Raw genomic sequence first — 11,731 nt, 5'->3', positions numbered from 1 at the left:
ATTTCTTTGGCCTGTTCTGCAGCGTATTCATAGTTAACCTGCAAGCGGGTCCAGTCGTTGAAGAAATAATTACCCATGCGTATAAAAGCCCCTGAATTGTGCTCGATTGCGATCTGTTAATAGACGGAGAAGCAAACTTTAAGATTAGCCGGACGCTAGTGATTTTAAACTTTGAAAAAATCAGGCATTTAAGTTTAGTCGGTTAAAGCCAGTAAAAATGCTGCCCGCGAAAAGATCGGTTGGGACTACTTTAAAAACATTTGCGGGCAGTGTATTCCAATTTAATTCAGTAATTTTCCGGACCTGGTGTTGTTTGGAATCATTTTTGATTACGGACAACTACAATTATTTTCACAGTCTCAAAAAATTAAAGCGAAATGTCAAAAATCCTCGTAATTGATGATGAAAGAAGCATCCGGAACACCCTGAAAGATATCCTGGAATATGAAAAATATGAAGTTGATCTGGCGGAAGATGGAAACAAGGGCCTGGAAATGATTCGTGCTGCGGAATACGATATTGTTTTATGCGACATTAAAATGCCCGGACTCGACGGAATAGAAGTTCTGGAACGCATGGTGGTGCTGGCACCCGATACTCCCGTGGTGATGATCTCGGGGCATGGTAACATTGATACAGCTGTTGATTCGATAAAAAAAGGTGCTTACGATTACATCGAAAAACCACTCGATCTGAACCGCCTGCTGATTACGATCCGGAATGCGATGGATAAATCGACGCTGGTAACAGAAACCAAAATTCTAAAGAAAAAGGTCAGTAAAAAATACGAGATTGTTGGCGAATCAAAAGCCATTGCCGAAATTCTGGATATGGCCGACAGGGTGGCACCCACTGATGCTCGTGTGTTGATTACCGGGGCAAATGGTTCGGGGAAAGAGCTGGTGGCGCGTCGTATTCACGAGCAAAGCAACCGCGCTTCCGGCCCGTTTGTGGAAGTGAACTGTGCTGCGATTCCTTCGGAGTTGATCGAGAGCGAATTATTTGGCCACGAGAAAGGGGCTTTTACATCGGCGGTAAAACAACGTAAAGGAAAATTCGAGCAAGCCCACGGCGGTACTTTGTTCCTGGATGAAATCGGCGATATGAGTCTTTCGGCACAGGCAAAAGTTTTGCGTGCCTTGCAGGAAAACGAGATCAGCAGGGTAGGAGGCGACAAGGCAATTAAAGTAGATGTGCGTGTTGTGGCAGCTACCAACAAAAACCTTTCAGCTGAAATCGACAACAACCATTTTCGCGAAGACCTTTATCATCGCCTAAGTGTAATTCTGATCAAGGTCCCGACGCTGAACGAACGACTGGAAGATATCCCGCTGCTGGCGAACCATTTTATTCAGCAAATTTGCAGCGAGTACGGAATGCCTGAAAAGTTAATCAGTGAAAATGCGATTGCGGAATTGCAAAAAATTAACTGGACCGGTAATATCCGCGAGTTCAGGAATGTGATTGAGCGACTGATCATTCTTTGCAACAATGAAATCACGGAAGCCGATGTATTAAAATTTGCCGCTCCGTTGAAATAGAGATCTGTGTTAACTGATTAAAATAATTAGTAAAGAGTAGATTGCTTCTCCCAAGAGATTTGGGATCGCAATGACAATATATTGAAATGATTAGAGGAAGGAAAGGATTTGGTTGGCGGTTTTACCGCCAACCAAATCCTTTCCTTCCAATTTTATAAATCATCTGTCATTGCGAGCTTGGCGAAGCAATCTCACGTTATTTCTTGTCTTCGACGAAAAAAAATCAAATAATTTTAGGAATCACAAACAACTTTCCCCCTTTGTTGTTAACTATGTTACAAGTGTAAAAAATGACACTTGCTAAAGCGTGTTATATAAGATATTAGCCTCTGGTTTCGGAAGTCAATTTGTCATGGCGTATTATTAATCTTTCCCTCGGGAAAATATTTCTTCCGTTTTCAGGGGCTTTTTTCTTTTCTTAAAATCAACCATAATACATTGAATTAAAGCCTCCACGAAAGATTCAGGCAGGGAAAGTATTCCTTAGTACGGGTCTTGAATAGACAAGTATTTTACTTCGGGAAAAACAATACTGATACCAGAGGAAGATCAGAGCTTAACTTTTGCCAGGTAAAAAATCACATTAAGGATAATGTAAAGCAGAATGGTTAAGGCCAGTCCGTAAACATTTAACGTGGCAAGCAGAACGACGGCCAGTAAAACAAAAACATAGCGGTACCAGTTATCACTCCACTTCAGGTTTTTCATTTTGAGCGAAAACATGGGCAGGTTAATCACCATCATTCCGGCCATAAACACGCCGAGAATCACCAGGTTTTTGGTGGAATATATCGTTTCGAAATATTCGTGGTATTTGGGGAATTCCAGCATCAGCCCCAGAGAAGCCCAGAAAATCCCGTTCGAAGGAATGGGCAAACCGCGAAAGAACGGTTCGTCACCCGCAAGTACGTTGAAGCGGGCCAAACGAATGGCACCAAAAATAGGTAGCAACAACGCCGAAAACAGAATTATCCACTGGTACCAGTTGGCACTTATTTCGTAAATGGGTTGGTTTTTCCCGAAAAGTGAGAATTCAAGCAAAGTGAATAAAATAGCCCCGGGCGCCACACCAAAGGAAACAACATCGGATAACGAATCGAGTTCTTTTCCTGTTTCAGAATAAGCCTTTAAAAGCCGCGCGGCAAAACCATCCATAAAATCAAAAACCGATGCCAGGCAGATAAAAATTCCGGCCCAGATCAGGTGACCGTCGATGGCAAAAATGGTGGCAAGTACTCCCGACGAAAGGTTCATCAGGGTGATGAAATTGGGTATTTGACGAATAATTGATCGCATGTCTTAAAATTTTTCTGAAAGCATTAACCAGATAAATACGACGGGAATGGCAAACAGCAGACTGTCGAGACGGTCGAGAAAACCGCCGTGTCCAGGCAGGATATTTCCCGAGTCTTTGGTACCAATTTCCCGCTTGATTTTGGATTCAAAAAGATCGCCCAGCGTACCGAATCCAACGGTCAAAACGGCAATAACAATCCAGCTGAGCATATCCACCGCCTGGAAAAGAACCGCATTTACGATTCCCATCACAATGGCAAACACAGCACCTCCGATCAATCCTTCCCACGATTTGGCGGGTGAAATGCGTGTGCACATTTTGTGTTTTCCAAAACGTGTTCCGATCAGGTAGGCAAACGAATCGTTGGTCCACAAGATGAGGAAAACGCCGGCCATGATCCAGGGATAGTAAACATTGGTTTGCCCGTTTAGCGAACTGTTTACAATAAAATTCATCAGTGCAAACGGGATGGCGATGTAAATAAAGCCAAGTACGGTGAGTCCGCTTCTTTCCAGCGTATTATGGTTTCTGCGAAATAATTCGATAATAAACATTAAAAGAATGATGGGGATACAAATGAGCAGCAAGGATTTGGGAAGCAAGCCGTTGGCAATGCCGGCGCAGATCAGAAAATAGAATACGCCCATTAACGTGCCCGGGAGACGGGAGATCTTATGTCCTGCTACTTCTACCAGCGCATAAAATTCGTATTGGGTAAAAAATAAAAGTGTCCCGAATACCACGGCAAACGCGATGGGATGAAACAAAAGGCCGCCCATCATTACAACTACATAGATCAGGCCCCAGATCGATCGTTTTGTTAAGTTACTCACCTTCCTTTAGATTTTTGAGTAACACAACAGCTTTTTGATAATCGGCTTCCGACACATATAAAATGAATTCCCCGAAGGACTGGTAAGCTGTATCGTGTTGGTTTAAAATAACTGATTTGATGCCGGCATTTGCCAGAATGTCTTTCGCCATTTCAGCTTCGTATTCAGTAGCCGTCATATAAACTTCAGTCCATCCTTTTTCCATGGCGTAAAGTTAAGAAAATATGGCAATGCTGGATAATTGTATCGATTAAACGATAAATACGTGAATAGCACGCGGCCCGTGCGCTCCCATTACCAGTGTCTTTTCGATGTCGGCAGTTCGGCTTGGCCCGGTAATCAGCGCAATGTGCGAAGGAAGAATGTCCTTGTATTTGTTTTGGATAGCAGTGTAAGCTTCATCAAGATAAGCAAGCAGCTGATCTTTTCGGGCGATCACAATATGAACCGGAGGATAAACAAACATTCGACGCCCGCCTTCAATGGCCGAACTAACCATTACCGAGCCGGTGTGTGCGATCAGAAATTCGCAGCTGGTTATACCCGCTTCCAGATCGGAAGGAAGTTCTGAGCCACAGGAAAAGCCGATCCCGTTTTCTTTTAACCCTTGCTGAAGTGGGGTTTCGTTGCAGTAAATCTTTTCCGGAGAGAAGGCTTCAAGAAACTTTTTGAGGCGCTCGTACAAATCGGTTTCAGACTCACATAAAACAACATTCCCGCTTATTTTCTTCAGGTTCTCTTTGAAAGCCAGTTCCAAAGGCTGATCGATGGGAAAATAAACGGGAGTGTCAAAATCGGGTACTTCGTCCGGCTCCGGATGAGTGGCTTGCTGAAGCCTGTTTAATATTTCCTCCCGGGCCGAAGTCATTTTTATTCCGGTAAAACTTCTGTTTCAGTGTCTTGAACGTCCTTTGGTTCGTCAGCGGAAATTTCAGGCATTTTGCTATCGCCGTTGCCATTTTCACCCATCAGGTGCTTTTTCTCCCACGGACGTTTTCCAAAAATCTCTTCCAGGTCTTCGCTAAAGATCACCTCACGTTCGAGCAATAAATTGGCCAGTTTGCTGTGTCCTTCCGCATTGTCGCGCAAAACTTGTTTGGCTCTTTCGTACTGGCTGTCAATCAGAATTTTTACTTCTTCGTCAATCAGTTCAGCGGTTTTCTCGCTGTAAGGCTTGGTGAACGAGTAATCAGATTGCCCGGTAGAATCGTAATAGCTTACATTTCCTACCTTTTCGCTCATCCCGAAAATACTTACCATGGCATAGGCTTGTTTGGTAATTTTCTCGAGGTCGTTTTGTGCGCCCGACGAAATTTTTCCGAAGACAATTTCTTCTGCCGCACGTCCACCCAGTGCAGAGGCCATCTCATCCAAAAGTTGTTCCTTGGTGGTGATGGATCTTTCTTCGGGCAGGTACCAGGCAGCCCCCAGTGCTTTTCCGCGGGGTACGATGGTAACTTTCACCAACGGGTGGGCATATTCGAGCAGCCAGCTAATGGTGGCGTGCCCAGCTTCGTGGTATGCAATGGTTTTTTTCTCTTCCTGCGAAATAATTTTATTCTTTTTCTCCAATCCTCCGATGATCCGGTCAACGGCATCCAGGAAATCCTGTTTGGTAACCGAGTCCTTGTTTTTACGGGCGGCAATCAAAGCTGCTTCGTTGCAAACGTTGGCAATATCGGCACCCGAGAATCCAGGTGTTTGTTTCGACAGGAAATCAACTTTTACGTCTTCACTCAGTTTCAGCGGACGCAAGTGGACTCTGAATATCTCGGTACGCTCGTTCAAATCGGGAAGTTCCACATGTATCTGACGGTCGAAACGTCCGGCACGCATCAACGCGCGGTCGAGGATATCGGCACGGTTGGTAGCTGCCAGGATAATTACCCCGCTGTTGGTGTCAAAACCATCCATCTCGGTCAGCAGCTGGTTCAGTGTATTTTCGCGTTCGTCGTTCGATCCCATGTTGGGGTTCCGTCCACGGGCACGCCCAATGGCATCAATCTCATCAATAAAAACAATACACGGCGCTTTTTCCTTGGCTTGTTTAAACAGGTCGCGCACACGCGATGCTCCAACACCCACGAACATTTCAACAAAGTCGGAACCCGACATCGAGAAGAAAGGTACGTTGGCCTCACCGGCCACTGCTTTGGCAAGTAAGGTTTTCCCGGTTCCGGGAGGGCCTACCAGCAAAGCGCCTTTGGGAATTTTACCTCCCAGCTTGGTGTACTTTGCCGGGTTTTTCAAAAACTCCACAATTTCTTCCACTTCCTGTTTGGCTTCTGCCAGCCCGGCCACATCTTTAAATGTGGTGGAAACACGTTGGTCTTTGTCAAATATTTTTGCCTGCGACTTTCCTACGTTGAAAATACCTCCGGCACCGCCACCGGCGCCACCGCGGCTCATCCGGCGGAAAATCCACCACCAGAGTAAAATGATGATGATAAAAGGCCCAAACGAAAGAAGAATATCGCGGAGCCAGTTATTTTCGTCTTTGTACGAAGGGAGAATCTCATCCGGTTTGCCTTCCTGTGCCTTGGCTAAATCGGTGGCAAATTTCTCAATCGGGCCTGTCTTAAAGGTGAAGTGAGGACCCACTTCGGCAGGCTTTGAAAAATTGCCCTGGAATCGATCTTCGTAGTTTTTTAAATGATCTTTTTTGATGTAAACATTGGCTTCTTTTTCGTTGATCACCTCAAGGCGCTCAACGTCGCCGTTTTCAATCATCTGCTTTACTTCGCCCCAGTTGGTGTCAATGGGGCCATGACTGTAACTGATGTAGTACTGAACCACCAGAAATACGATGGCAATAATCCCGTAGATCCAGTAAGCATTGAATTTTGGCGGTTTTCCATCGCCTTTTCTATTGGGATTAAAACGTCCGAAAGGATTGTCTTTCCCGTTTTGTTGTTTTTGATTGTTATTCTGATTGTTTTCTGCCATGATACGTATTAATCTTCTTCTATTGTTCTTGATTTTGCATCGGCCCAAAGGCCTTCGAGATTGTAAAACTGACGGGGTTCTTCCTGGAAAACATGTACCATAACATCACCGTAATCCAACAAAATCCACATAGCGTTCCGGTATCCGTCTCTGTGCCAAACATCTTCTCCGAGCATTTCCTTAACGGTTGCTTCCACCGAATGTGCAATGGAATCAACATGTGTAGAGGATGTTCCGTGACAAATTATGAAAGAACTGCATTCGGTATGCTTGATGCTCTCTAAATCAATAATTGTGATCTTTTTTCCTTTTAAACGTTGTATCCCTTCCAGGATTGCTTCTGTTAGTTTATCTGTTTCTGCTTTTTTTTGCTTCATAAATTAATCTTGAACCTTACAAAGATAATCTTTTTGTCCATTAACCATTTTTTGTCAGAATGGTTTACTTTTGATCCTCAAATGTTTTTAATGGGCCGAAATATCATCTTTTTAGACGAGGTCGACAGTACCAACAACTATGCCAAGCAACTTGTTTCGGACGGGGCCGCAAATGGCACTGTCGTTTTGGCACATTTCCAGACCCGGGGGAAGGGACAACCGGGTAATTTCTGGGAAAGTGAGGCCGGAAAGAACCTGTTAACCAGCATTATTCTGCATCCTGGTTTCCTGGAGGCAGGCAAGCAATTTCTGATCTCAAAAATTGTCAGCCTTTCCCTGGTGGATTTGTTAACTCCGGAGGTAAACGATGTTTCGATTAAGTGGCCCAACGACCTGTACATCGGGAACCGCAAGGTGGCCGGAATTCTGATCGAGAATTCGATTAAAGGCTCGACACTCGATTCTTCGATTATCGGAATCGGACTTAACCTGAACCAGTTGGTGTTTCATTCCAAGGCACCCAATCCTGTGTCGTTGCAGCAGCTGAACGGAAAAATTTATGATGCGCAGGAAATGCTAAAAGGATTCTTTCAGTATTTTGAAAAATGGTATCGACTGTTGGAAGCAGGGAAGTTTCAGCAAATTGACAAAGCTTACCTCGGAAAACTCTTTGGCTTTAACCAATGGCGAAATTTCCGGAAAGACAATGAGACTTTTGAGGCCAGGATTTTCGGAATCGGTGAGTTCGGGCAACTTCAGCTGGAAGATCGTTCCGGAAAAATCACGGAATATATGTTTAAAGAAGTGGAATATATCTTTTAGTAAGATACTTCCCGTTGAATCAGGGAGCTGTTGAAGCTTCAATGTGGAGAAATTGCGAAACTGACAAATTGTAAAACTGAGACTGAACACAAAGACTCAAAGGTATTTCTTTTATTCTCTCGCAAAGGCGCTAAGACGCTAAGTTAAGCTACGAGCCTCTGGCTGCGAGCTTTTATACTTCATTGTTCGTTGTCATTGTGAAATTGCAAAACTGCTAAATTGTGAAACTGTCAAACTGAAACTGATCACTAATTGAGGCATTCCAGCATTTCTCAAAAACTCAATCCTTCAGTCCTTCAGCCCATTATTCCCGCAGTCCCTCAGTCCTTCAGCCCTACTCTATTGATAGGGAAGTTTGGTCAGAGTGTCAGCCAGGTTGTTCAGTCCTTCTTCCAGTTTGTTGCCCACCATCATTTTAATCATCATACTCATTTCGGCATGAAGGGTCAGGCGCATTTTGGTGTTGTATTCATCCACCGGAAGCAATTGAATCCAAAAGGTAAAACTTAGCGGAAGTCCGCCTGAGCTTTCAATTTTGATGGATTTAAACGGTTCGCGGTCGATGATTTTGATCTCGGCAACCCCCAGCCCGGTGATGTTGAATTTGCAGGAATCGCGATCTGACTGAAACTCGGTGATCTTTATCTGCGGCACTTTTTCGGTAATCCGCTCAATCAGTCCTGAATTCATGTAGCCTGCCAGGTTCTCGAAATTCGACAAGTAATTAAATACAACCTGCTGGTTGTGTCCGATTGTTTTTACGTCGCTTACGTATTTGTTAACTCCCATCTGTCTGCTTTTGAAAAAAAATCCCGTCCCGGTTGTTACCGGGAGCGGGATCTATCTGTTGGTGATAAAGTTCTAAAATTATTTTCCCCAGTTGGCCGGGTCTTCGCGCCATCCCATCAACGATTCAACCTGGTCTTGGGTGATTTCTCCCTTTTCCAAAGCCAGGTCAATCAGAATCTGGTAGCGGCTTAACGAAGTAAGTTCGATACCGGCTTTCTTGAAGTTTTCTTTGGCGTGCGGGAAATTGTAGGTGAAAATGGAAACCATTCCCACAACATCACCACCAAAATTGTTTACTGCTTCGGCGGCTTTCAAACTGCTGATTCCGGTTGATACCAGGTCTTCAAGCACCACCACTTTTTGAAACGGTTTCAGGTCGCCTTCAATCAGGTTTTCCAACCCGTGTCCTTTTGGCGACGAGCGAACATAAATAAAGGGCAAGCCCATTTGTTCTGCCACCAGTACTCCCATGGCAATGGCACCGGTTGCAACTCCGGCAATCACTTCGGCATCCGGGTATTTTTCGCGGATCACTTCCACAAACTTGTCGCGGATGAAAGTGCGTGTCTCCGGGTAAGACAAAATCTTACGGTTATCGCAATAAATCGGCGATTTCCAGCCGGAAGCCCATGTAAAAGGATTGTTGGGTTGTATCTTTATGGTGTTGATTTCTAACAGTCGGTTGGTAACTTCGATTTGAGTTGACTTCATGATAAATGCTATTTTGTTCGATGCAAAAGTATAAAGTTTTTTTGAATGAAAAGAGGATTGTGTTTTCCTCGCCTGCGATGATAACATTTGCGAAAACAAGCTCTGTATCACCAGCTTTTACTGGCGGTCCGGAGGTGTTGACTTACCTGGACAGCCTGGTTCAGTCGGAATATCCCGAGGCTGTTATAGAACATGCCGATCCGGAGAAAGCTTTTCAGTGCTTTCAATCGGCCTTGCTGAATGTGGAGGCAGCAGGTGGTGTTGTGAAACGAAAGGACAGGATTCTTTTTATTTTCAGAAACGGAAAATGGGACCTGCCAAAGGGGAAGATCGACAAAGGAGAATCGCCAATGCAGGCTGCGTTGCGCGAAGTGGCTGAAGAATGCGGAATCACCGGCCATGCGATTGTGAAAGCTTTGCCAACCACTTTTCATATTTACCAATCGCCATACCGGGAAACCAAAGGGAAATGGATTTTTAAACCTACGCATTGGTTTGAAATGGAATACGACGGAGCAAGCGAGGGCCGGCCAGAAACAGACGAAGGAATCACCGAAGTACGCTGGTTTCTTCCCTCCGAGCTGGACGAAGTGCTGGCAAATACTTACGAAAATTTAAAGGAGCTGATTCAGATGTATACTTGAAGGTCGATTTTTGATACGGGATACTCGATACAGGATAGTCTCTCAAAGCTCGTGGCTTAAAACTCGGAGCTTTTATTTGTCCCCATTTAACGGGACGAGGAATTCGCGTGTCTTTCAGCTGAATGATGGAGGGGGTGTTCAGTCTTCACTCCATTATTCAAACACTGAATACTTGGTTCTGGATGAAGTTTGCAGTTAGTGATTGTGTTGCTGTTAGACCGTGATGTTGTGAAGCCGTTTAGCTCTCATTACCTACGAGCTTTAGTAAGGCTCTTGACTTTGTTACAGGATTGAATCCCATTAGTCATTCATAAATAATCATTGATCAATTTTCAAGGGTTTGCTGCTTATTTGGATTGATTGCGCTGGCGCATAAAAAGTTCATTGCGGAGCCATTCGCCAAATTGTTGTTCAAATCCGTCAAGCGGCGTTTTGGCATGTTCAAATACCACTTCGTGTTTTTCATTCAGCAGAAAACACTGCGGAAACGAACGTATTTTGTAAAGTTCGATGAATTCGTTGTTGGTATCCACTAGCTTTTCCGCAGGTACTTTTTGTGTTTTGAAAAAAGTGCTGATGCTTTCGGTGCCGGTGTTTCTCAATATCACGTATATTTCCAGGTGCTTGTTGAACAGTTCATCGATACGGCTCAGGTACTTTAATTGTTCCTGGCAAACCCGGGTCTCAACATCGGCAAAAACGATGTATTTGAATTTACCCTGGTCTTTGTCGGTGCATTTCTTTTGCCCGTCCAAATCATTCAGGCAAACAACAGGGGCTTTGCTTCCGGTTGCCATAAAACCAAGTTTGTCGAGGATATTTTTGGTTGCGGCTTTTATGATCGAATTACTGTTCTGCGCAAAAAGAGGTTTTTGTACCAGTTCTTTAATGGCGGCTTTGCTAAACTCATCCGAATAATAAGCGTCGAGAAGCAGTTTTAGCAAGACCAATTCTGCCATTTTACCGCTTACCTTGTATTTGTTTTCCACGAAGCTTTTTACGGCTGGAAGGTTCCGGGTTTCCACGGCCTTTTTTACCTCGCCGCCGCGAATGGCCTGCGCCGAAAAACTCAGCTGCCGGTCGAAGGTTTTGTTAAACAACTCCATAAAGGCGGGTTGCAGCCAGTATTCGCTTGTCACTGCATTCAGTTCAGACGAGTAAGCTTCGGGCCGCATCCTGAAAATATCAGCTTCAATTAACTTTAGCTTCAGGTTCTTGTGCCAAACCAATGCTTTTAGAGCCGTGGCAGGTACTTTTTTGCCGAGTTCAGATTTTATCGAATCAAACACTGCTTTCGACTGCCGGATGTATAACTGGTTAAAATCTTTGTCGGTGAGGTAATTAAAGAACTGGTCAAATTCGGAAACTTTATCCGTTAATTCATTTTTGTTTTCGGTAATAAACCAAAAAGGAACAGGTGAGAAATAGGGGTTTTTCTCGTCGGCAAACGACTTTTCTTTAAAGGGGGGAAGTTTTAGCTCGATGTTTTTACCCGCTTCCAGGAAAAGCATTCCCCTGAATACCCCAAAATCCGAAAAAACGTATTTTGTATCCTTTACATCGGTGTTGGCAACCGCCTTTCCCGAGCCATCAAACTGAAGCGAAAATGCTATCTCTGTTTTCCCCGATACAGGGTCGCTGTAAGTAAAAAACTCGATTGTTTTTTTTGCGTATTCTGCATTCTGGCAACGGATTTCTACAGACTGTGCCTGCCCGGCTGCCAGCAGAAATAAAACGACAAGAAGAAATGAAAATTTGTTTAAAGCCACTT

Annotated in this window: 12 protein-coding genes; 3 read left to right on the top strand and 9 right to left on the bottom strand. The window is 44.3% G+C overall.

What is annotated here, in order from left to right; genetic code table 11:
• Positions 1-377 precede the first annotated feature (377 nt).
• The gene (locus tag D1614_RS07285; RefSeq protein ID WP_119437229.1) at positions 378-1,541 is read left to right on the top strand and encodes a sigma-54-dependent transcriptional regulator; all 1,164 of its coding nucleotides are present in this window, start codon (positions 378-380) and stop codon (positions 1,539-1,541) included.
• 549 nt (positions 1,542-2,090) lie between these two features.
• Here the strand turns inward: D1614_RS07285 and D1614_RS07280 are convergent.
• Genes D1614_RS07280 through rsfS form a run of 6 tightly spaced genes read right to left on the bottom strand, consistent with a single transcriptional unit; the run spans position 2,091 to position 6,994 of the window.
• Entirely contained in the window at positions 2,091-2,837 is a 747-nt protein-coding gene (locus D1614_RS07280; RefSeq protein WP_119437228.1) for a CDP-alcohol phosphatidyltransferase family protein, read from the bottom strand.
• A 3-nt stretch (positions 2,838-2,840) separates the two neighbouring features.
• Complete coding sequence (locus D1614_RS07275; RefSeq protein WP_147384081.1) at positions 2,841-3,671, bottom strand: phosphatidate cytidylyltransferase; 831 nt, start codon at positions 3,669-3,671, stop codon at positions 2,841-2,843.
• Positions 3,664-3,876 (bottom strand): putative signal transducing protein, encoded by a 213-nt coding sequence (locus D1614_RS07270; RefSeq protein WP_119437226.1) that lies wholly within the window; start codon positions 3,874-3,876, stop codon positions 3,664-3,666. Before D1614_RS07270 ends, D1614_RS07275 begins: the two co-directional genes overlap by 8 nt.
• A 45-nt stretch (positions 3,877-3,921) precedes the next feature.
• Entirely contained in the window at positions 3,922-4,539 is a 618-nt protein-coding gene (locus tag D1614_RS07265; RefSeq protein ID WP_119437225.1) for a LutC/YkgG family protein, read from the bottom strand.
• A gap of 2 nt (positions 4,540-4,541) precedes the next feature.
• Positions 4,542-6,617 (bottom strand): ATP-dependent zinc metalloprotease FtsH, encoded by a 2,076-nt coding sequence (ftsH, locus tag D1614_RS07260; protein ID WP_119437224.1) that lies wholly within the window; start codon positions 6,615-6,617, stop codon positions 4,542-4,544.
• Positions 6,618-6,625: 8 nt separating this feature from the next.
• Entirely contained in the window at positions 6,626-6,994 is a 369-nt protein-coding gene (gene rsfS, locus D1614_RS07255; RefSeq protein WP_119437223.1) for a ribosome silencing factor, read from the bottom strand.
• 90 nt (positions 6,995-7,084) lie between these two features.
• On the opposite strand from rsfS, the gene D1614_RS07250 reads away from it, so the two are divergent.
• Positions 7,085-7,816, top strand: a complete 732-nt coding sequence (locus tag D1614_RS07250) for a biotin--[acetyl-CoA-carboxylase] ligase (protein WP_162304443.1) — start codon at positions 7,085-7,087, stop codon at positions 7,814-7,816.
• A gap of 339 nt (positions 7,817-8,155) precedes the next feature.
• Here the strand turns inward: D1614_RS07250 and D1614_RS07245 are convergent, their stop codons facing one another.
• Entirely contained in the window at positions 8,156-8,605 is a 450-nt protein-coding gene (locus D1614_RS07245) for an SRPBCC family protein (protein WP_119437221.1), read from the bottom strand.
• 78 nt (positions 8,606-8,683) lie between these two features.
• Complete coding sequence (gene pyrE, locus D1614_RS07240) at positions 8,684-9,316, bottom strand: orotate phosphoribosyltransferase (protein WP_119437220.1); 633 nt, start codon at positions 9,314-9,316, stop codon at positions 8,684-8,686.
• 20 nt (positions 9,317-9,336) lie between these two features.
• Here pyrE and D1614_RS07235 point away from each other — a divergent pair, with 20 nt between their 5' ends.
• Positions 9,337-9,960, top strand: a complete 624-nt coding sequence (locus tag D1614_RS07235; protein WP_194086704.1) for an NUDIX hydrolase — start codon at positions 9,337-9,339, stop codon at positions 9,958-9,960.
• Between the two features lie 347 nt (positions 9,961-10,307).
• Here D1614_RS07235 and D1614_RS07230 read toward each other — a convergent pair whose 3' ends face one another.
• Complete coding sequence (locus D1614_RS07230; RefSeq protein ID WP_119437218.1) at positions 10,308-11,729, bottom strand: TlpA family protein disulfide reductase; 1,422 nt, start codon at positions 11,727-11,729, stop codon at positions 10,308-10,310.
• Positions 11,730-11,731 lie beyond the last annotated feature (2 nt).

Origin of the sequence: Maribellus luteus, from assembly GCF_003576475.1 — a bacterium.
In the GTDB taxonomy this organism is placed as follows: domain Bacteria; phylum Bacteroidota; class Bacteroidia; order Bacteroidales; family Prolixibacteraceae; genus Draconibacterium; species Draconibacterium luteum.
This window is presented reverse-complemented; position numbering and strand designations above follow the sequence as displayed.

Excerpts from the sequence above, each read along its gene's own strand:
- D1614_RS07285 (WP_119437229.1), top strand. The coding sequence starts at position 378 with ATGTCAAAAATCCTCGTAATTGATGATGAAAGAAGCATCCGGAACACC.
- D1614_RS07280 (WP_119437228.1), bottom strand. The coding sequence starts at position 2,837 with ATGCGATCAATTATTCGTCAAATACCCAATTTCATCACCCTGATGAAC.
- D1614_RS07270 (WP_119437226.1), bottom strand. The coding sequence starts at position 3,876 with ATGGAAAAAGGATGGACTGAAGTTTATATGACGGCTACTGAATACGAA.
- D1614_RS07265 (WP_119437225.1), bottom strand. The coding sequence starts at position 4,539 with ATGACTTCGGCCCGGGAGGAAATATTAAACAGGCTTCAGCAAGCCACT.
- ftsH (WP_119437224.1), bottom strand. The coding sequence starts at position 6,617 with ATGGCAGAAAACAATCAGAATAACAATCAAAAACAACAAAACGGGAAA.
- rsfS (WP_119437223.1), bottom strand. The coding sequence starts at position 6,994 with ATGAAGCAAAAAAAAGCAGAAACAGATAAACTAACAGAAGCAATCCTG.
- D1614_RS07250 (WP_162304443.1), top strand. The coding sequence starts at position 7,085 with ATGGGCCGAAATATCATCTTTTTAGACGAGGTCGACAGTACCAACAAC.
- D1614_RS07245 (WP_119437221.1), bottom strand. The coding sequence starts at position 8,605 with ATGGGAGTTAACAAATACGTAAGCGACGTAAAAACAATCGGACACAAC.
- pyrE (WP_119437220.1), bottom strand. The coding sequence starts at position 9,316 with ATGAAGTCAACTCAAATCGAAGTTACCAACCGACTGTTAGAAATCAAC.
- D1614_RS07235 (WP_194086704.1), top strand. The coding sequence starts at position 9,337 with ATGCAAAAGTATAAAGTTTTTTTGAATGAAAAGAGGATTGTGTTTTCC.